The sequence below is a fragment of the Bacillus sp. 01N45 genome (assembly GCF_056399205.1).
The window spans coordinates 401,812-421,598 of the sequence record NZ_JBFTQW010000001.1; the positions used below are offsets into that span (position 1 = coordinate 401,812).

The 19,787-nt window shown below is 36.1% G+C and carries 21 protein-coding genes, 1 riboswitch and 1 other annotated feature; of the genes, 9 read left to right on the forward strand and 12 right to left on the reverse strand.

The features are described from left to right. Positions 1-4 precede the first annotated feature (4 nt). Complete coding sequence (locus AC1DMU_RS02045; protein WP_088064359.1) at positions 5-928, forward strand: alpha/beta hydrolase; 924 nt, start codon at positions 5-7, stop codon at positions 926-928. A gap of 10 nt (positions 929-938) precedes the next feature. On the opposite strand, the gene AC1DMU_RS02050 is transcribed toward AC1DMU_RS02045, so the two are convergent. After that, entirely contained in the window at positions 939-1,184 is a 246-nt protein-coding gene (locus AC1DMU_RS02050) for a DUF2552 family protein (RefSeq protein ID WP_000360794.1), read from the reverse strand. A gap of 139 nt (positions 1,185-1,323) precedes the next feature. Here AC1DMU_RS02050 and AC1DMU_RS02055 point away from each other — a divergent pair, with 139 nt between their 5' ends. From AC1DMU_RS02055 to ribH, 5 genes are all read left to right on the forward strand, one after another. After that, positions 1,324-1,530, forward strand: a complete 207-nt coding sequence (locus tag AC1DMU_RS02055; RefSeq protein ID WP_001151582.1) for a CDGSH iron-sulfur domain-containing protein — start codon at positions 1,324-1,326, stop codon at positions 1,528-1,530. 188 nt (positions 1,531-1,718) lie between these two features. Beyond that, positions 1,719-1,862: riboswitch (FMN riboswitch) on the forward strand. A 310-nt stretch (positions 1,863-2,172) separates the two neighbouring features. Continuing rightward, positions 2,173-3,285 carry a bifunctional diaminohydroxyphosphoribosylaminopyrimidine deaminase/5-amino-6-(5-phosphoribosylamino)uracil reductase RibD gene (gene ribD / locus AC1DMU_RS02060; protein ID WP_088064360.1) on the forward strand — a complete coding sequence of 371 codons (1,113 nt, stop codon included), beginning with the start codon at positions 2,173-2,175 and terminating at the stop codon, positions 3,283-3,285. Then, entirely contained in the window at positions 3,267-3,911 is a 645-nt protein-coding gene (gene ribE, locus AC1DMU_RS02065) for a riboflavin synthase subunit alpha (protein ID WP_088064361.1), read from the forward strand. Before ribD ends, ribE begins: the two co-directional genes overlap by 19 nt. A gap of 12 nt (positions 3,912-3,923) precedes the next feature. Continuing rightward, positions 3,924-5,117 carry a bifunctional 3,4-dihydroxy-2-butanone 4-phosphate synthase/GTP cyclohydrolase II gene (gene ribBA, locus AC1DMU_RS02070; protein WP_060488339.1) on the forward strand — a complete coding sequence of 398 codons (1,194 nt, stop codon included), beginning with the start codon at positions 3,924-3,926 and terminating at the stop codon, positions 5,115-5,117. Between the two features lie 18 nt (positions 5,118-5,135). After that, a complete protein-coding gene (gene ribH / locus AC1DMU_RS02075) occupies positions 5,136-5,597 on the forward strand; it encodes a 6,7-dimethyl-8-ribityllumazine synthase (protein WP_000230900.1) in 462 nt (153 codons plus the stop codon). Between the two features lie 29 nt (positions 5,598-5,626). Here ribH and AC1DMU_RS02080 read toward each other — a convergent pair whose 3' ends face one another. The 8 genes from AC1DMU_RS02080 to AC1DMU_RS02115 all read right to left on the reverse strand — a co-directional run bounded on the left by AC1DMU_RS02080 (position 5,627) and on the right by AC1DMU_RS02115 (position 12,389). Next, on the reverse strand, positions 5,627-5,947 hold the full coding sequence (locus tag AC1DMU_RS02080) for a hypothetical protein (RefSeq protein WP_000549778.1): 321 nt from the start codon (positions 5,945-5,947) through the stop codon (positions 5,627-5,629). A 181-nt stretch (positions 5,948-6,128) separates the two neighbouring features. Beyond that, entirely contained in the window at positions 6,129-7,127 is a 999-nt protein-coding gene (bioB, locus tag AC1DMU_RS02085) for a biotin synthase (RefSeq protein WP_088064362.1), read from the reverse strand. Position 7,128: 1 nt separating this feature from the next. After that, positions 7,129-7,938: a malonyl-ACP O-methyltransferase BioC gene (gene bioC, locus AC1DMU_RS02090; RefSeq protein WP_087985142.1), complete on the reverse strand. Its 810-nt coding sequence runs from the start codon at positions 7,936-7,938 to the stop codon at positions 7,129-7,131. Then, a complete protein-coding gene (locus tag AC1DMU_RS02095) occupies positions 7,904-8,644 on the reverse strand; it encodes an alpha/beta fold hydrolase (protein ID WP_087985143.1) in 741 nt (246 codons plus the stop codon). The genes bioC and AC1DMU_RS02095 overlap by 35 nt, the downstream gene beginning before the upstream one ends. Then, positions 8,641-9,828: an 8-amino-7-oxononanoate synthase gene (bioF, locus tag AC1DMU_RS02100; RefSeq protein ID WP_088064363.1), complete on the reverse strand. Its 1,188-nt coding sequence runs from the start codon at positions 9,826-9,828 to the stop codon at positions 8,641-8,643. The genes AC1DMU_RS02095 and bioF overlap by 4 nt, the downstream gene beginning before the upstream one ends. Continuing rightward, positions 9,794-10,522 (reverse strand): dethiobiotin synthase, encoded by a 729-nt coding sequence (bioD, locus tag AC1DMU_RS02105; RefSeq protein WP_088064364.1) that lies wholly within the window; start codon positions 10,520-10,522, stop codon positions 9,794-9,796. Before bioD ends, bioF begins: the two co-directional genes overlap by 35 nt. Continuing rightward, on the reverse strand, positions 10,522-11,910 hold the full coding sequence (bioA, locus tag AC1DMU_RS02110) for an adenosylmethionine--8-amino-7-oxononanoate transaminase (RefSeq protein WP_088064365.1): 1,389 nt from the start codon (positions 11,908-11,910) through the stop codon (positions 10,522-10,524). The genes bioD and bioA overlap by 1 nt, the downstream gene beginning before the upstream one ends. Before the next feature lie 122 nt (positions 11,911-12,032). Continuing rightward, positions 12,033-12,389 carry a hypothetical protein gene (locus tag AC1DMU_RS02115; protein WP_137011333.1) on the reverse strand — a complete coding sequence of 119 codons (357 nt, stop codon included), beginning with the start codon at positions 12,387-12,389 and terminating at the stop codon, positions 12,033-12,035. Between the two features lie 142 nt (positions 12,390-12,531). Next, positions 12,532-12,752: a binding site (T-box leader), on the forward strand. 277 nt (positions 12,753-13,029) lie between these two features. Here AC1DMU_RS02115 and nhaC point away from each other — a divergent pair. Then, a complete protein-coding gene (gene nhaC / locus AC1DMU_RS02120; protein WP_476941461.1) occupies positions 13,030-14,403 on the forward strand; it encodes a Na+/H+ antiporter NhaC in 1,374 nt (457 codons plus the stop codon). 49 nt (positions 14,404-14,452) lie between these two features. On the opposite strand, the gene cpdB is transcribed toward nhaC, so the two are convergent. Then, positions 14,453-16,837, reverse strand: a complete 2,385-nt coding sequence (gene cpdB / locus AC1DMU_RS02125; RefSeq protein ID WP_088064367.1) for a bifunctional 2',3'-cyclic-nucleotide 2'-phosphodiesterase/3'-nucleotidase — start codon at positions 16,835-16,837, stop codon at positions 14,453-14,455. A 362-nt stretch (positions 16,838-17,199) separates the two neighbouring features. Here cpdB and AC1DMU_RS02130 point away from each other — a divergent pair, with 362 nt between their 5' ends. After that, complete coding sequence (locus AC1DMU_RS02130) at positions 17,200-17,979, forward strand: GDSL-type esterase/lipase family protein (RefSeq protein WP_087985149.1); 780 nt, start codon at positions 17,200-17,202, stop codon at positions 17,977-17,979. Between the two features lie 72 nt (positions 17,980-18,051). Then, complete coding sequence (locus AC1DMU_RS02135) at positions 18,052-18,498, forward strand: MarR family winged helix-turn-helix transcriptional regulator (protein ID WP_000445817.1); 447 nt, start codon at positions 18,052-18,054, stop codon at positions 18,496-18,498. A gap of 24 nt (positions 18,499-18,522) precedes the next feature. Here the strand turns inward: AC1DMU_RS02135 and AC1DMU_RS02140 are convergent, their stop codons facing one another. Both AC1DMU_RS02140 and AC1DMU_RS02145 read right to left on the reverse strand, forming a co-directional pair. Then, on the reverse strand, positions 18,523-18,720 hold the full coding sequence (locus AC1DMU_RS02140; protein ID WP_060488332.1) for a hypothetical protein: 198 nt from the start codon (positions 18,718-18,720) through the stop codon (positions 18,523-18,525). A 58-nt stretch (positions 18,721-18,778) separates the two neighbouring features. Then, positions 18,779-19,339: a DUF2062 domain-containing protein gene (locus AC1DMU_RS02145; protein WP_088064369.1), complete on the reverse strand. Its 561-nt coding sequence runs from the start codon at positions 19,337-19,339 to the stop codon at positions 18,779-18,781. Positions 19,340-19,787: the final 448 nt, after the last annotated feature.

Sequence of the window (19,787 nt, forward strand, 5' to 3'; positions counted from 1 at the left end):
AAGTATGAAACGTTTTTTTGCAGCATTGTTTACTATACTAGGTGCGATAACTGCCCTTGGGATTTTCTTTACAAATAAAGTGATGTACTTAAAGAAAAAAACAGAGGAAGAAGTACTCGAAAGAGAAACGAAAAAACATTTTCGTTTAGAGGATTTTGATGCTCTTCATAAAGAAGAAATTCATATTCATTCGCAATTCGGATATGATCTTCACGGATATTACATTCCTGCTGGTCATTCCAATAAGTTTATGATTTTTTGTCACGGCGTAACTGTAAATAAAATGAACTCTGTAAAATATGCAAGGTTATTTTTAAACAGAGGGTATAATGTCGTTATTTATGATCATCGTCGTCATGGTAAAACTGGCGGAAAAACAACAAGCTATGGATACTATGAAAAACATGATTTAAAATCTGTAGTTGACTGGCTAAAAAGTCGCTTTGGAACAAATATAACACTCGGTATTCATGGTGAATCTATGGGAGCTGCAACACTTCTTCAATACGCAGGACTTGTAGAAGATGGTGCTGATTTCTATATTGCAGATTGTCCTTTTTCTGATTTCTACGGGCAATTACAACACCGTTTAAAGGTTGAATTCCATTTACCTAAATGGCCTTTATTACCTTTAGCAAATGCTTTTTTAAAAGTACGTGACGGTTATACGATTCGCGAAGTTTCACCAATCGATTGTATAAAAAATATTAATAATCCCGTCCTCTTTATTCATAGTAAAGATGATGATTATATTTTAGCTGATATGACGAAATCACTATATAAAGCAAAAGAAAACAATAAACAACTTTATATTGCAGAACGCGGTGCACACGCTTGCTCTTATAACGAAAATAAAGAAGAGTATGAAGCAGCCGTTGATCAATTTTTAAACTCATATGTAAAAGAAACAAAAAACAGGCTTGCATAAGCCTGTTTTTTTATTGCGCTAAAACGTCTGTAACTTGTTCCATATTTACAGAAATCCATTGCATTGCATCATCTAACGTTGGAAATTCTGTCGTTTGAAATGTTACTTCATCTTGAAGTAACCAAACATCCTTTGCCTCTTGCCCTACACCTGCAATGGACCAATGTAACAAACTATATGGATGATTATCATTCAAAAATGATGCCCACGTGCGCTCATTTGCAATGTTTCGTAATGTATGTAATTGTTTATCCATCTCTCGTCACCTTACTCTAGTCAGTTATAAAAAACATTATAACACTCTCTTCTCTCCCAAAGAAAGTGCTCATTTTATATTGTCAAGTACTTCTCTTAATTATATGATGAAATTAAGCGTTTGGGAAGGAGGGATAGCGTTGGCGAAAGTACAAATTAAAGTAAATGATAATGGCTCTTTTCGCGTTACAGGGGACGTGGAATTAGTCGATTCACAAGGGAATGTATTCCCAGCAAAACCGGCATTTTCTTTATGCCGTTGTGGTTTATCAAAAAATATGCCTTATTGCGATGCTTCGCATAAAGGGAAATTCGAGTCTGTCGTTAGAGCACCAGAGGCAGAATAATTTCACATGTGACATGCACATTTTTTTGTGCATGTTTTTTCTTTTCATTAACTCTCGTCCCCCTTTTCCTTACAACATTCCTCGTACTTTTGTCCTCATTCCAACTTACATATATTTTCACACAATTCTTCACATTCGAATATTTTTTTCTAGCCTTTTATTTTTTTTGTGCTATAATTTGAGCAAACAACATCCTTCGGGGTCGGGTGAAATTCCCAACCGGCGGTGATGAAGTGCAAACTTCTAAGTCCGTGACCCGTTTTCAACTCGAAAACGGTGGATCTAGTGAAACTCTAGGGCCGACAGTATAGTCTGGATGGGAGAAGGATATGTTTTCTAGTAATTTTATATAGCGAATACACTTTTATTTCAGTATGCATATTTTTAAAGTTTCGTTTTGAATCTTTATATATGTTTTATTTTGTATACTTATGTTTCTATACTGAAATAAAAAGATACGACTAGCGTTTGAAAAATTCGATATTTTTGCTAGGTTTTTTCCTTATGCAAAAATACCAATCAACGTTAGGTTTCTTTCCTGTACTTTCGTATTCGAACTATATTTCTAGAAATCACGTCTCCCAAACCCCAAGGATATAAAATCCTTGGGGTTTTTTGATTTTTTCAGGAGAGGTGAAGAGAATGACAGATCAAGAATATATGAAGATTGCCCTACAGTTAGCAGAAGGGACATCTGGACAAACAAGTCCAAACCCTATGGTTGGTGCTGTTGTTGTAAAAGAAGGAAACATCGTCGGTATTGGCGCTCATTTACGTGCTGGTGAAGAACACGCAGAAGTTCACGCGCTTCATATGGCTGGTGAAAAAGCAAAAGGAGCTACCGTTTATGTAACACTTGAACCGTGTAGCCATTTTGGAAAAACACCACCTTGCTGTGAATTGCTCATCAAAAAAGAAGTTAAGCGCGTTGTAATCGCTACTCTTGATTGTAATCCGCTCGTTTCTGGTAATGGAAAAAGGAGATTAGAAGAAGCTGGAATCGAAGTAACGACTGGTGTTCTTGAAGCGGAAGCAGTTTTACTAAATCGCTACTTTTTTCACTACATGAAAACGAAGCGTCCATTTGTAACAATAAAAACAGCGATGAGCTTAGATGGAAAAACAGCAACTGTCACGGGTGAAAGTAAGTGGATTACAGGTGAAGAAGCACGAGCTGATGTTCACCAATATCGTCATACACATGATGCGATTCTCGTTGGAGTGAATACAGTTATAGCTGATAATCCGCATTTAACGACAAGAATTCCTAACGGAGGTAAAAATCCTATTCGTGTTATTTTAGATACCCATTTACGAACGCCACCATCTTCTCATGTCATAACAGATGGTTTAGCACCGACATGGATTATTGTCGGTAAGGATGTAAATAAAGAGAAAATAGCTTCTTATGAATCTGAAAATATAGCTATATTCCAAATGAAAACAAAACATATAGAAATCAAGGACCTCCTTTTCTTTCTTGGAGAGAAGCAAATTCTTTCTCTATTCGTTGAAGGTGGTCAAACAGTTCACGCAAGCTTCTTACAAACAAAGCATTTCAATGAAATTATAACTTATATAAGCCCGATATTAATTGGTGGGAATGATGCCCCTACTTTATTTGGCGGAGATGGTTTCAAAGCATTACAAGATGCACTTTCCTTGGAAATTCAAGAGATGAAACAAATTGGTGATGATATAAAAATCGTTGCGAATGCCCGAAGTGAGGTGACGGAATGTTTACAGGAATTGTAGAAGAATTAGGAACGATTGCAAACATGCAACAAAGCGGAGAAGCGATGAAGTTAACGATCCATGCAAATAATATTTTATCAGATGTTCACTTAGGTGATAGTATCGCGGTTAACGGTATTTGCTTAACTGTAACGAGTTTCACAACAGCTTCATTCACAGTGGATGCAATGCCTGAAACGATGCAATCAACATCACTTCGCATGCTTAAACAACACTCTAAAGTAAATTTAGAGCGGGCGATGGCTGCAAACGGACGATTCGGTGGGCATTTCGTTTCAGGACATATTGATGGCATTGGAACGATATTAAACAAAAAACAGCACTATAATGCCGTCTATTACAAAATAGCTATTTCTGATGAATTGCTGCGCTATTGTTTGCATAAAGGTTCCGTTGCTGTTGATGGAACGAGTTTAACAATATTTGATATAGACGAATCTTCCATCACAATCTCACTCATCCCGCACACAGTAAGTGAATCTGTTATCGGAGCAAAGAATGCCGGTGACATCGTAAACATTGAGTGTGACATGATCGGTAAATATATCGAACGCTTTATTTCTAAACCTGTAAAACGAACAGGTTCAATGAGCGAAAGCTTTTTACAAGAAAACGGATTTCTATAAGGGGGAAGCATTATGTTTCATCGTATTGAAGAAGCTCTAGAAGATTTAAAACAAGGAAAAGTCGTTATCGTATGCGATGATGAAAACCGTGAAAATGAAGGCGACTTTATCGCTTTAGCAGAGTATATTACGCCAGAAACGATTAACTTTATGATTACACATGGGCGTGGTCTCGTTTGTGTACCGATTACGGAAGAATACGCAGAACGTCTACAATTAGAACCAATGGTAGCTCATAATACAGATTCGCATCATACTGCATTTACAGTGAGTATTGATCATGTTTCTACAACAACAGGGATTAGCGCTCACGAACGGGCAACTACGATACAAGAATTATTAAACCCTGCATCAAAAGGTGCTGATTTCAATCGTCCTGGACATATCTTTCCATTAATCGCGAAAGAAGGCGGTGTCCTACGCCGAGCTGGTCATACAGAAGCTGCTGTCGATTTAGCCAGACTTTGCGGAGCAGAACCAGCTGGAGTCATTTGCGAGATTATTAATGAGGACGGTACGATGGCACGCGTACCTGATTTACTACAGTGTGCAAAACAATTTGATATAAAAATGATTACAATAGAAGATTTAATTGCTTACCGCCGCCACCATGAAACACTAGTGACGCGAGAAGTGGAAATTACATTGCCTACAGATTTCGGTACTTTCCATGCAATTGGCTATTCTAATTCATTAGATACGAAAGAACATATCGCACTCGTAAAAGGTGATATTTCAACAGGAGAGCCTGTACTTGTACGCGTTCATTCAGAGTGCTTAACAGGAGATGTATTTGGCTCGTGCCGCTGTGATTGCGGACCACAACTCCATGCTGCACTTGCTCAAATTGAGCGTGAAGGAAAAGGCGTTCTTCTCTATATGAGACAAGAAGGACGAGGCATTGGCCTTCTTAATAAGCTTCGCGCTTATAAGTTACAAGAAGAAGGATTCGATACTGTAGAAGCAAACGAAAAACTTGGGTTCCCAGCTGATTTGCGTGATTACGGTATTGGCGCTCAAATTTTAAAAGATTTAGGTTTACAACATTTACGATTATTAACGAATAATCCACGAAAAATTGCTGGCTTACAAGGTTACGATTTAGAAGTAATCGAGCGTGTACCATTGCAAATGCCAACAAAAGAAGAGAATAAAACGTATTTACAAACGAAAGTAAACAAATTAGGACATTTATTAAACTTATAATTAAGGGAGAGGTTTATTATGGTATTCGAAGGTCATTTAGTTGGTACAGGATTAAAAGTTGGGGTTGTTGTTGGACGTTTTAATGAATTTATTACAAGTAAGTTACTCGGCGGAGCTTTAGATGGATTAAAGCGTCACGGTGTAGAAGAAACTGATATCGATGTTGCTTGGGTTCCTGGCGCATTCGAAATTCCTTTAATCGCTAAAAAGATGGCTAATAGCGGAAAGTATGATGCTGTAATTACGTTAGGTACTGTAATTCGTGGTGCTACAACACATTACGATTACGTTTGTAATGAAGTAGCAAAAGGAGTTGCATCTTTATCACTACAAACAGACATCCCAGTTATTTTCGGTGTATTAACGACTGAAACGATCGAGCAAGCGATTGAACGCGCGGGCACGAAAGCAGGTAATAAAGGCTATGAATCCGCCGTTGCTGCGATTGAAATGGCTCATTTATCAAAACAATGGGCATAAAAAATAAAAAAGAGGCTGCGGCCTCTTTTTTATTTTTTTACTTTTTTCCGTACATCTTTTATTAATTCATCCATTGTTTTTCCTTCTGTTTGTATACGAAGCGTTTGTGCTGTTCTCCATACATTCTCTCTTTTCTTCGCTTCTTCTATAATAGTAATTTCTTTTCGCACTTCCTTTAAATCTTTCCCTTCTGTTTTCAATCCAAAATGTTCAGCTTTCGTTCGAAAATGTTGTTCAATTCGTTGTTGCATTTCTTTTTGTTCAGGATTTTCGGCAGCCTTAACTGGATCAGCACTTATTGCTTTTAGTAAAATTAGACAAGTCATAATCGCTAATATATATTTGTGCATGTAAAATCCTCCAACCCAATATAAATTACATATTTACTATGTACAATTGGGGCTTGGAAAATTCGTCCACCAAAATTCTTTTTTCCGCTCAAAAACCAATAGTATCAAGCTTTCACAACTATTTATTACATTTTATTTACAAAAAAAGCAAACTCTTTTACAAGTTTGCTTTTTATCTATCTTATAATGCACATTCTTCAATCTCAAACCCTAAATCTTCAATCATACCCCAGTCTGCAGTCGGTTCTTGTCCAGCTGTCGTTAAGTAATCTCCAACAAAAATAGAATTTGCTGCAAATAAACCGATTGGCTGCACAGAGCGTAAATTGATTTCACGTCCTCCTGAAATACGAATTTCTTTCGTTGGGTTTACGAAACGCATCATCGCCAGTACTTTTAAACATTCTATCGGCGTTAATTCTTTTTGTCCTTCAAGCGGCGTACCCTTTACAGCAACAAGGAAATTACATGGAATTGAATCTGCATCTATACGTTGTAATTCAAATGCAATTTCAGCACGTTCTTCTATTGTCTCCCCCATTCCAAAAATTGCCCCAGAGCATGGTGAAATGCCTGCTTGTTTCGCTTTTTGAACTGTATCAACACGATCGTCATACGTATGAGTGGAGCAAATACTTTCGTAATTATTTACATGTGTATTTAAGTTGTGGTTATAACGATGTACACCCGCTTCTGCTAAACGTCCTGCTTGATCTTCGTTTAAGAAACCTAAACAACAACAAATCTTCAAATCTGTCGTTTCACGAATCTCCTTAACTGCTCCAATTACGTGATTCACCTCTTTATCCGTCGGGCGACGACCAGATGCTACAATACAATATGTACCCGCTTTACGGCGAATTGCTTCGTGTGCTCCTTCTACAATCTTTTCCTGCGTTAGCCATGCATATTTATCAATCGGCGCCTCTGAAATAATAGACTGTGAACAATATCCGCAATCTTCAGGACATAATCCAGATTTCGTATTAATAATCATATTCAATTTTACTTTCTTACCAAAGTGATGATGGCGAATGATGTAAGCTGCATTCATAATTTCTAACACTTCTGTATCATCAGCTTCTAATATTGCAATTGCATCCTCTTTCGTAATCATTTTCTCTTCTACTACGTCATGTGCAAGTTTTTTCCAATCCCTTTTTATTTGTACTTGTTTCATTTCATCTCTTCCCCTCTTTTGTTATATGCATAAATAAAGCATGATACGTCGCCATTATCCCTTCATTTTCCGTGAAGTCTCTTTCGTATATGCGAAGCATCGCACGAAAGAGTGAGGGACTTTGACAATATGATTCTTCATTACTATTGGTCGCTCCTACTTTTCGAATAGAGTGTAGAAACTCCCTAACTTCTGTAAATCTCTCTATGTAACATGTTTCAGAAACATGCACATCCCCTGTTTCTATTTCACACATATGGCGCAACTGATTTTTCGAATAAAAAAGTTGCCCAATCGATGTTTCATTTTGTATATTTTTTTCTTCTTTCGCCCGCTGGAACGAAGCATGCAATTCTTGAAATGTTTCATGTCCAAATGTTGAAAAGAGTAATATCCCATCTATAGACAAATGATGAAATAAATTTCTTATTACTTGTTTTAAATCATTTAGCCATTGAAATGTGGCATTTGAAATAATGACATCATATGTTTCTTCTAGTCGTAATCTTTCGATATCCTCACAGTAAAACGTTACATTTTTCACATTTTGTCTAGTTTTCGCAACTGCAATCATACTTTCAGCAAAATCAATGGCTGTAATATGTGCTTTCGGAAATAAGTTTGATAATTGCTCTGTAACATATCCTGTTCCGCATCCAAGTTCTAAAATACGTATCGATGAATTTGCACTATATCGCCGATTCAATGTAGAAAGTAATGAATGTGCCATCTTTTTTTGTACATTTGCATATTGATCGTAGGATACAGATGCCGCGTTAAACCGTTTTTGAAGTAACGTTTTGTTGATCATGTCGTATCCCCTCTACAAATTGAATTATCTCATTTCCGCAATATTCGAAATTCGTTACGCATAATGCGTGTCCAGCCTCACTTACTACCTTGAGCGTGGCAGTCTCATTCTCAGCCATACTACGAGCTGCAGACAATGGACAAATTACATCCTGCTCTCCGTGAATAAGTAGTATAGGGACTTTAATTTCTTTCAGTTCTTCTCTCATATCTGCTTCTATTAAATACTCCAAACCTAATTGCAAAGACTGAATAGAATCACCTTTAAAGCGTTTTATCATATCTTCAAACCTTTTATTCTCTTTCAGCTCATCTTTTGTAAACATATTTTCATAAAACCGCTTGAGCGTATCTTCTTTCTTTCTCGCTAAATTCTTTTTCAGCCGTTCTACATGCAGAGTATTCCATCCACTCGTATAATCGCTCGTATTTGTAAATTTGGCAGTACCACCAATTAGTACGATACCTTTTGCCTTAACCTTTTTATGAGCTTGAACTGCTGCTAACGCTCCTAGTGACCATCCAACTAAAATTACATTTTCATCTTTTGCTACATCTATTATTCGCCCCGCAAATTCACTTTGTTCTTTCACATTACGCCAATTGATACATTGAACAGAATATCCTTTAAAATACGGCAGAACTAAAGTCCAAACACCTTCTTCCATTCCCCATCCAGGAATAAAAATAACCTTTAGCTCTTTCATACGAAAAACCCCTCTTCTTTACCAATGCGTATAATATGCTGAATAGCCCATTTCAAATCAGCTATTGTATGTTGGGACGTAACTGCAAAACGGACCCGTGAACTATTAACTGGAACCGTTGGTGGACGAATTGCAATTGCTGCAATACCTACCTCTTGCAGCCTTCTACTAAACCGTAAAGCTGCTTCATTTGAACCGACTACAATTGGTACAATATGAGTTGAGCTATTCCCAATATCAAAACCAGCTTCTTGCAAATGTGTCCTAAAATATGCTCCATTCTCTATAAGCCTCTCTCTTCTTTCATTATCTTCTTTCACAATTTCAATTGCTTTTTGCACTGCTCCTAACGTTCCTGGTGGTAAAGCTGTTGTAAAAATAAAGCTTCTCATCATATTTTGTAAATACTCTATATACATTGCATCACCTGTCAAATACGCGCCATAACACCCTAGAGCTTTGCTAAACGTCCCCATATGTATATCAATTTTTTGAGCAATCTCTTTTTCTATATGAGATAACCCTGCTCCATCAATTCCATATATTCCACTCGCATGTGCTTCATCGACTATAATGATTGCCCCGTATTTCTCTTTCAGCTCCACTAACTCTCTCAAATACGCAGTATCACCATCCATACTAAAAACAGTATCCGTTACGATTAATTTCTTCTTTTTGGGCGGCGCTGCTTGCAACAGCTTCTCTAAATGATCTAAATCATTATGACGATACCTTTTATGCTCTGCTCCGCTTAATATAATCCCATCAACGATGCTTGCGTGATTTAATTTGTCACTAAACACAATATCGTGACGACAGGCTAATGAAGAAATCACTCCAACATTTGCGGTATATCCACTATTTACAACTAAGGCTTTTTCAGTGCCTTTCCATTCGCATATACTTCTCTCAACCTCTTCATACAGTGAATAATTTCCTACAACGAGCCTTGATGCTGTCGCTCCAGTTCCATATTTTCTTGTGCATGCAATAGCAGCTTCTTTTAACCTCTCATCTCCAGCTAACCCTAAATAATTATTTGACGCTAAATTTAGCATCCTTTTTTCATCTCGAATAAGCCATGTCTCTTCTGCTTGTTCTGTTACATGCAAATTGCGATACTGTCCTTGTTCATTTAATTGTTGCAATTTAGATTGAAGATGTGTGCGCCACGTTTGATTCATTTCGGATGAACTCCTCTAATTTTGAAATCATTATATACTCTTTTGCAGATTCCAAGACTTCTTCTTTTGTAAACGCACCTTCAAAGAATGGTAATAAACCTAAAACCGGTACCCCACTTAGCTCTTCAATCATTTCTTTATTTTCTTGTACTCTTTCCATTTCACATTCTTTGCAGCCGGATAAAATTACACCTGCTACTGTTAAGCCCTGTGCCTTTGCATAAGCAATTGTTAAAACTGTATGATTTACTGTTCCTAATGTAGGGCGTGCGACTATAATAAGAGGAAGCTGTAATTCCTTTGCGAAATCAATTACTAAAGCGTCTTCTGTATATGGAACAGCCAGTCCACCTGCTCCTTCTACAAATAGGCTATTAAACTCTTTCAATCGTTCATTATAATGATCCATAATGTCTTTTAAATGTACTACTCTTCCAGCTCTTTTCATGGCAAGTCTCGGAGCAAGAGGTTCTTCAATAGAATAAGGGCAAATTTCATCTTCTTTTGTTGGTACACCCGATAATGCTTTTAACCTTGCTGCATCTCCCTCTGGATTTAATGCAACATGTCCACTTTGCAACGGTTTATATACCCCGATGTTATATCCCAATTCTCTAAATACACCTGCTAATGCACCCGCAACTACAGTTTTCCCCACTTCAGTATCCGTTGCTGTAACAAAAAAACCGCCCATTATTCTCCCTCCGTAACATCCGAGATTGCTTTATACAAAATACGTAACATATCATCAATCTCATCAATTGTAGAAGCAAGAGGAGGCATAAATACAATCGTATTACCGAGTGGTCGCAAAATCATGCCCAGCTCTCTTGAACGTTTACATACTTGAACACCGACTCTCTCTGTCCATTCAAACGCTTCTTTCGTTACTTTATTCTTCACAAGTTCAATTCCAACCATTAACCCGCACTGACGAATATCCCCTACATGTTTATACGCAAAGAGCGATTCTAATTGCGTCGCTACATATTCTGTCTTACTTGCCACTTCTTCTATTAAATTTGTTTTCTCGTATAGCTCTAGATTCGCAATGGCTACCGCACACCCTAACGGATTCCCTGTATAACTATGACCGTGGAAAAATGTTTTTTGTTCTTCATAGTCTCCTAAAAAGGCATTATAAATTTCATCTGTCGTTACGGTGATTGCAACTGGTAAATATCCACCTGTTAAACCTTTTCCGGCTGTTAAAATGTCCGGCGTTACATTTTCATGTTCACATGCAAACATTTTCCCGGTACGCCCAAATCCAGTCGCTACCTCATCTGTAATAAATAAAACATTATATTTTGTACATAAATTACGGAGCCCTCTTAAGTATCCTTTTGGCATTGTAATCATACCGCCAGCACCTTGCATTAAAGGCTCTACAATAATCGCCGCAATTTCTTCATGCTTTTCTTTCAGCAGCTCTTCCATTTCTTCTAAATGTTTTTTCACAATTTCCTCCTTATTATTTCCATAAGGAGAACGATATGTATATGGATACGGCATTTTAATTGCCTCAAATAAAAGTGAACTATACACTTGGTGAAACAAGTCTATCGCTCCTACTGAAACAGCTCCAATTGTATCACCGTGATACGCTTCTTTTAATGTAACAAATCTTTGTTTCTTCGGTTTTCCTTTATGCTGCCAATATTGAAAGGCCATCTTAATTGCAATTTCAACGGCGCTAGAACCGGAGTCTGAATAGAATACTTTCTTCAAACCTTCTGGCACAACTTCAATTATTTTTTCTGCTAATAAAATAGATGGAACGTTAGCAAGTCCTAACATAGTAGAATGGGCAATTTTATTTAATTGCTCACGAATTGCTTCATCTAATTCTGGTACTTGATGTCCGTGAACATTTAACCAAATAGATGAAACACCATCCCAATATTCATTTCCATTTACATCGTATAGCTTTCTTCCCTCTCCACGTTCAATAATGACAGGGTCTTCTTCTAAATAATCTTTCATTTGTGTAAACGGATGCCATACATAAGCTTTATTTTTCTCCGATAATTCTTCATATGTATAAGACGATTTTTCAGTCGTATTACTATTAACAGTCACAATTGTCACCCCTAATGTTAACTAATTTATAAATAAAGTTAACATTAAATTTAAATGACTGTCAATTATTTTTAAATCAAATAGTTCTTAAAAAAGAACAACTTATCATACGATAAGTTGTTCTACTTTCCGTGTTGTACCTTTCCGATTTCTAAAATAATCTCTTCATCTTTTTTTCCTTCTGTATCAATTCCAAGTTGTTTTGCATGTTCAATTAATAAATCATGGCGCTTCTCAAATCTTGCAGTATTTACTTCTTTCGTAACCTCTTCTTTTGTTTTCCCTTCAGTAGAAACTCCTAGTTTCTCAGCTGCTTTTTCCATCGACTTCTTCTCTTCCGTTTCTTTCGCTTTCTTCACTTCTAACTGCTGTATTTGCTTTTGTTTCGCCTGCTCTGATTCAGCTGCAAAAGCTGTGTAAATTCCAGCACTTCCGCCAATGACTAGTAAGGTGGTAAAAAGAATTATTTTTTTCTTCACTCTTTCCTCCCCTTTCAAATTCATTATAACGTACAAATTTAGAACATTAAAAACATTTAACCTTTATTTCCCTAAAAAAATATTGAACATTTTTATTGACATATAAGATGAAAATGTGATAAAAATTTAACTAACATCATATGAATCGGCATTGATAGGATTTAGTAGTATTTCGATTTCTGATTTCAGAGAGCTGGTGGTCGGTGCGAACCAGTACAGAGCGAATTATGAATTACCCCCTGGAGCTTCTTTTGCGAAACGTAAGGAGTAGTGAAAGACGGTTATAGACCGTTATATCTAAAGAGTGGTGAAACGAAACTGTTTCACAATTTAGGGTGGTACCGCGAATTTTTCGTCCCTGCATATATTGCAGGGGCGTTTTTATTTTATTAGCGCATATCATACGACCCTTTATTTTGTGATACATTCATTTCACAAGCTAGGGTGGTACCGCGATATCTTCGTCCCTGCATAATTATATGCAGGGACGTTTTTTTATCCAATCATTTCCGTATCATATTGAAGGACCAACAATTACCGATAATTTGTCACAAAATTCTAAATTTTAGAAGGAAATACACAATATTGGCGAATTTTATATAAAAAAGAGCTATTTTAAATTACTTAGGAGGGGAAAACAATGGTTTCAAAAATTGAATCTGTTCTTTTAACATTATTTATCTTTTTCTGTATTGGCTTTAGTGTTATTCAATTAGAAGTTTCACCACACATCCCAATTTTATTTGGTATCGTTCTTTTATTAGCATTTGGATTTATGAAAAAAATTTCTTGGTCTACGATGGAAAAAGGGATGATTAGTAGTATTTCAGCTGGTATTCCATCTATTTTTATTTTCTTGCTTGTAGGCGTATTAATTAGTGTTTGGATCGCTGCTGGAACAATTCCAACTTTAATGGTATACGGCTTCCAGCTTGTATCTCCAAAGATTTTCGTTCCAACTGTTTTTGTTGTTTGTGCAATTGTTGGAACAAGTATCGGTAGTGCCTTTACAACTGCCGCAACTGTAGGACTTGCCTTTATGGGTATGGGTAGTGCTCTCGGATACGATCCAGCTCTAATCGCTGGTGCAATTATTTCTGGTGCATTCTTTGGAGATAAAATGTCTCCTTTATCTGATACAACAAACTTAGCTCCTGCTGTAACGGGTGTAGATTTATTTGAGCATATTCGTAACATGCTTTGGACAACAGTTCCAGCTTTCATTATTGCTTTTATCGCATTTTTCATTTTAGGAGGCGGTACTAGCGGAGACGTTGACTTCACAAACTTTATTAGCACTTTAGAGAAAAATACGACGATTTCTATCGTTACACTAATTCCAATTTTATTACTGTTCCTATTCGCATTTAAAAAAGTTCCAGCAGTTCCAACATTACTTGCAGGAATTGTGGTAGGAATTATTATTCTCTTTATTTTTAAACCTAGCACTTCTTTAGCTGATTTAATGAAAATTATGCAAGACGGATACGTTTCTAAAACTGGTATTAAAGACATTGATAGCTTACTATCTCGCGGTGGTCTACAAAGTATGATGATGTCGATTRCACTTATTTTCCTAGCTCTTTGTATGGGAGGATTATTACAAGGAATGGGTATTATCGCGCAGCTGATGAATATCATCTCTAGCTTCGTAAAAAATAGTACACGCTTAATTATTTCTACTGCTTCAACTGCAATTGGTGTAAACTTCTTACTTGGTGAGCAGTACTTATCCATCGTTTTAACAGGACAAGCATTTGCTAATAAATACGATGAAGTCGGTTTAGAACGTCGGAATTTATCACGAGTACTAGAAGATGCAGGTACAGTTATTAACCCTCTCGTACCATGGGGAGTAAGTGGTGTATTCTTATCGAACGTCCTTGGCGTTCCGACATTTGATTACCTTCCATTCGCAATTTTCTGTTTAGCTTGCCCAGTCTTAACAATTATTGTTGGTTTCACTGGATTTGGCCTTTCATGGAAGAAAGAAAAAGCTGTAACACTTTCATAATATATTAAAAAGGATTACCTGAATCGGTAATCCTTTTTATATTTCTCCACTATCTATTTGCTTTCTTTCTTCTAAATAACAGAAGTAATCCCGCTCCAACAAACGCCAAGCCTGCTCCAATTGTAGAAGCAACACTTGTACCTGTTTTCGGTAAATCACGGTCTTCTTTATTTTCACTTACAGTTGTTGTTTCTTTTGAGTTTTGATTATCCGTTGTAGTTTGTCCAGATCCTGCATTATTTGCTTCATTTGTTGGTGGTGTCGTTGGATTTTCTCCATTACTACCTTCATCTGTTGGTGGTGTCGTTGGATTTCCTCCATTATTTCCTTCATCTGTTGGTGGTGTCGTTGGATTTCCTCCATTATTCCCTTCACCTGTTGGTGGTGTCGTTGGATTTCCTCCATTATTCCCTTCACCTGTTGGCGGTGTCGTTGGATTCTCTCCACCAGTTTCCTTATCATCATCGTTCTTCTTCGTTATATCAATTGCATATTTAGCAAATTCATTTTCAGATGGTCCAACATATGATATTTTCCCATCTTTCTTTATATACTTTTGTGCATTTGGTGAAGAATCGAATGTTGTATGTAATTTATCTGCAACAATCGGTTTAAACGTCCAATTTTTATCTGCTGCTGGATTAATAACTGGTGTTTCTTGCATATACTTCACAATGATTTGACGTGTTTCATCTTGTGATTGGTATACAACTTCGCCTTTACTTACACCTGGGAACGTTTGGCTACTTCCGCGATAGTTATTTGTAGCGACGATGAACTCTTGATTGTCAGCTACTGGCTTACCTTCATATGTCATATTTATAATACGATTCGTATTTGCATTTACAACTTTTCCATCTTTATCGTATTTCGTTGGTTGTGTTACATCAATTTCGTATTTTAAGCCATCTAAAATATCGAAGTTATATGTAGGATAGCTTATATTTACTAACGGCTGTTCTTCTGTTTTCTTTGGATCAATTTGGTTAAACTGACCTGCAGACATTTCAAGCCATTCTTTCACTTGTGCCCCATTTACTTTTACAGCATATAACGTATTTGGATATACGTATAAATCTGCAACGTTTTTAATCGCTAACGTTCCAGCTGGAATATCCGTATAATATGTAGCACCGTTTCGGCCACCTGCTTTAAATGGTGCGCCTGCAGATAAAACTGGAATTCCTTTATATTTGCTATACTGTCCATTTTCAGCAAATAACTTTTCTACATACCATTTTTGTGCATTTGTCACAAGTTGTACAGAAGGATCATCTTGTACTAATGAGAAATAACTATTAATTGGCGCTGTCGTTTTTCCTACAGCTGTATTCACATAATCAATTGTCGCTTGATGATCATCTTTAATTTCATTAACTAATTCTTGATCAGATTGTACTAATGGGTTCCCTTTACTATCAGCAATCGGACGAAGTTGTGGCTTCGATTGCTCTTTTTGTATTTCCCATTTTCCGTTTACCTTTTTCAATTGCATATCAATAATACCTAAGTTACTTCCAAAGACACCAGGCATTACAACTGGAACACCATTAAATACATCCTTCACTTCAGTATGTGAATGTCCCATTAATACTGCATCTACACCAGGAACTTCTGTTAAATAATACGAAGCGTTTTCCATGCCAACGTTGTATCCACTCTTATCAACGCCCGAATGCGCTAGTGCAACGATAACATCTGCACCTTCTGCTTTCATTTTTGGCACCATTTTCTTCGCTGTTTCAACTATATCTTTCGCTTTCACTTTTCCTTCTAAATTTGCTTTATCCCAGTTCATAACTTGAGGTGGAACAAATCCCATTACGCCAATTTTCACTTTTTGTTTTTGTCCTGATTCATCTTCTACTTCTTTTTCAAAAACATGATATGGTTTAAAGTAATTTTGGTCGTTCTCTTCATTAGTATCTTTATCATCTTTATAGACGTTGGAGTTAATAACCGGGAACTCTGTTTTACTAATTACTTTGTTTAAATAGTCTAAACCGTAGTTAAATTCATGATTCCCAAGAGAGATGACGTCATACTTCATTAAATTCATTAAACGATATAATGGATGTGTATAACTAGGATCCACAGGCTTCTTCGGATCATTTATTTTATTCGCTACATAATCTCCAAGTGGTGTCCCTTGCAATGCATCCCCATCATCAAATAGGACAGAGTTCTTCGCTTCTTCACGTGCTTTATTAACAAGTGTTGCCGTTTGCACGAGACCTACTTTATTATCTGTTTTCGTTTGATAATAATCGTAATTCATTAAGTTAACGTGAATATCTGATGTTTCTAGAATTCGTAAGTTAACCGTACTCTCCCCATTGTTCTCATCCGCATGAGCTGTTGCTGGCAATACTTGCGGCGCTATTACACCTATAGCAAGAGTTGCTCCAGCTAGCATTTTTTTTGACTTTTTCACAAAAAATCCCCCTTATACAATTACCAAAAATAATGAAATAAACTTCTATTTGCCTCTAACCACATACCTTTTTTCTTCTATTAGAGACAAGATTTTCATTTCATCCTGCGCTAATGAGTAGTCCCCTTAAACGCCTGATTAGTGAAACTTTAATTAGTGGGAAATAAAGCCCTACTCATTAAAATTTCACCTTATCTGACATTATCATATATAATGTACTTTCATATCGTCAATATTTTTTGACATACTTCTACAAATTTTCTGTAAAGTTGTTGTAAACTTTTCATAAACATATAATATGCCCTTACATTGTTAATACTGCTGAATATGATACAATTACCAATTACAAGGAGGATGAATATATGAAAAAAGTCATCTTAACAATTGTTTGTCTCCTCCTTCTAATCATTTCTTATTCTTATTTTGAAAAGAACGATGAGACAAAACAAAATGAACCCGAAGAAAACACAGAAAAAACATCTACTCCAAGTTGGATTGATAAGCAAACAAACGATTCCTTTTATCATCTCGTACTAGGTGATTCACTCGCCAAAGGATATGGATCGACACAAGGGGGATTTGCTGAATTAGCTTCTAGACAAATAGAAGCACAAATTCATAAGCCAATTACAGTAGAAAACCTTGGGATAAACGGTCTTACAACAGATCGTCTCGCTAAAAAAGTGCAATCAGAAGATGTAAAACAAAAAATTAGAGCAGCAAATATCATTACAATTAATATTGGAGGAAATAATTTATTCCGTTTAAATCGTGATGTCGGTGTTATAGATGGTATTAAAATGTTAAATAAAGAAAAAGCTCATTTTGAAGCGGATATAAAAAATATTGTAAAGACAGTTCGAGATCAAAATCCGAACGCTTTACTCATTCTCTCAGAACTCTATAATCCGTTACAACTCGATGACTCCATTGCCAGTTATGCAGATATGTTTTTAGATGGATGGAATGAATCCGTTTATTCCATTTCAAAAGCAAATCAACCATCTATCGTTTTACCAATTCGTAAATTAATATCAAATGATAAAAAAGATTTACTCTTTGACCAAGTGCATCCAAATGATAATGGCTACGCGATTATTGCCGATTCATTTACAAAAAAAGTGTTGGCCTACAAATATTAAAATTTCCATGAAACAATTCTATTTTTATAACATGTCTTTTTTGTTACAATGATAGTGGAAGGGGGCCTTTATATGGAATCACGCGAGTGGGAACGTATTGTTGATCATCTTCTTTCGCTAGTGCCTCTTTTTTATCGCAAATTTATGCTTCCTGGAGAATTTTCTTCTCAAAGACATATGCCGCCATCACATACACAAGTATTGCTACTTCTGCATGAAAATGGTACATTAGCAGTTTCCGAAATCGGCAAGCGGCTAGCGATTTCACGGCCTAACATGACACCTCTATTAAACAAATTGATTCAAGAAGAACTAATAGAGCGTCATTATAGCGAAAAAGATCGACGGGTCATTTTAATTTCCCTAACAGCTGAAGGGAAATTGTTAGTAAATCAGTATCAACAATTCATTTTAGACAAATTAAAAGAAAATTTCCAAACATTATCTGAGGAAGAGCGCGAAAAGCTCATTCACTCTCTTCAAACCATTCAAAATTTAATTTTGAAAACAAACGCATAAAGCTGCTTCTACATAGAAGCAGCTTTATGATTCGTAATAATTACCATAGTATACATTTGAATATGGCCATGTCGTTAAATATGGTTTTTGTTCTTGCGTAGGCTGTTGTTGTGGTATTTGTGGTAATTGCTGCTGCTGATACACTCCAAATTGCTGCCTCATATCATTTACCGGATAATAATTTACATATGGATATACTTGCGGTACGTAATAATAATACATTCATTCTCTCCTCCTTTTTCTTAAACATATTCCAAGGAGAAAATGAATGTGACACTCTTTATATTTGCACGAGTGGTTCTCTCACTCGTTTCTTTCTGTTCTTCAAACGTAGCTTACGGTTCTTTTCATATAAATAATGCACAACAAAATATGAAATTACCCCAAACACAACTCCTATTATCGTCATACCAATTAATACATACACTTCACTCTGTAACAAGCTCTTTAACATTGTGAAAATATGGCTTGAAAACAAGTCAGAGATCGTAAATGGTTCATGATGTATCTTTTTCACATGAAATGGATAAATCATTTTTCCTAACGCATATGCAAATGGAAATAAAAATACTGGTAAAAATGATATTTTCCCAATAATATTGCCAATAACCGCCGCAGGAAAAGATCCCTTTGCCAATCGAACGATCGGATAAAATATTACATATACGAGCGATGCCGTATATAGGACCAGCATCTCTAAACCAAAGCCTATCGCAAAGCCTAATGATACTTTCTTTGCTCCTTCTGGCGATCGAAGTAACTTATAATATTGAAACTTTAATATTCTCCACATCCGCTGGAAAAACGAATATGTTTTCTTAGGTGTTTTCACTCTCATCATCTCTTTAACTATATTTTTATATGTAGTATGCCCTTACATACTCTGAAAAACAAATTTCACTTTCTCTTTTATTATAAAGGATATCGAAATGGTTAACTAAATATACATATGACATTTCAATATAAAAAGTGCACCTCAAATTGTTATTCGTGTCTAACAATTGCGGTGCAGTTCAAATTGAGCAGCTTTGTTCTTATTTATTCTCCTAATGTTTGTCCCATTTCATTTATTTTTATATCAAGACGAAAAAAGCACTTGTTGCCTTTAATCGACAATCAAGTACTTTCAGTTCATATTGTTTTTAAATTGCTCTAGATTTTATCGTAACCTTAAAACTTGTATATCTTGACGATTAATATTCATTTTCTTTTCTGTTCACTTCAAATATATTTTGCTTTAGCCGTATTAGTATTTATGTTTTTATAGCCGCACATTAACATACACTTAA

Coding starts and splice junctions, on each gene's coding strand:
- ribD (WP_088064360.1), top strand. CDS start 2,173: ATGACAGATCAAGAATATATGAAGATTGCCCTACAGTTAGCAGAAGGG.
- AC1DMU_RS02145 (WP_088064369.1), bottom strand. CDS start 19,339: ATGATGAGAGTGAAAACACCTAAGAAAACATATTCGTTTTTCCAGCGG.
- AC1DMU_RS02095 (WP_087985143.1), bottom strand. CDS start 8,644: ATGAAAGAGCTAAAGGTTATTTTTATTCCTGGATGGGGAATGGAAGAA.
- AC1DMU_RS02135 (WP_000445817.1), top strand. CDS start 18,052: ATGGAATCACGCGAGTGGGAACGTATTGTTGATCATCTTCTTTCGCTA.
- ribH (WP_000230900.1), top strand. CDS start 5,136: ATGGTATTCGAAGGTCATTTAGTTGGTACAGGATTAAAAGTTGGGGTT.
- AC1DMU_RS02080 (WP_000549778.1), bottom strand. CDS start 5,947: ATGCACAAATATATATTAGCGATTATGACTTGTCTAATTTTACTAAAA.
- ribE (WP_088064361.1), top strand. CDS start 3,267: ATGTTTACAGGAATTGTAGAAGAATTAGGAACGATTGCAAACATGCAA.
- bioD (WP_088064364.1), bottom strand. CDS start 10,522: ATGGGCGGTTTTTTTGTTACAGCAACGGATACTGAAGTGGGGAAAACT.
- AC1DMU_RS02140 (WP_060488332.1), bottom strand. CDS start 18,720: ATGTATTATTATTACGTACCGCAAGTATATCCATATGTAAATTATTAT.
- AC1DMU_RS02050 (WP_000360794.1), bottom strand. CDS start 1,184: ATGGATAAACAATTACATACATTACGAAACATTGCAAATGAGCGCACG.
- AC1DMU_RS02045 (WP_088064359.1), top strand. CDS start 5: ATGAAACGTTTTTTTGCAGCATTGTTTACTATACTAGGTGCGATAACT.
- bioB (WP_088064362.1), bottom strand. CDS start 7,127: ATGAAACAAGTACAAATAAAAAGGGATTGGAAAAAACTTGCACATGAC.
- bioC (WP_087985142.1), bottom strand. CDS start 7,938: ATGATCAACAAAACGTTACTTCAAAAACGGTTTAACGCGGCATCTGTA.
- ribBA (WP_060488339.1), top strand. CDS start 3,924: ATGTTTCATCGTATTGAAGAAGCTCTAGAAGATTTAAAACAAGGAAAA.
- bioF (WP_088064363.1), bottom strand. CDS start 9,828: ATGAATCAAACGTGGCGCACACATCTTCAATCTAAATTGCAACAATTA.
- AC1DMU_RS02130 (WP_087985149.1), top strand. CDS start 17,200: ATGAAAAAAGTCATCTTAACAATTGTTTGTCTCCTCCTTCTAATCATT.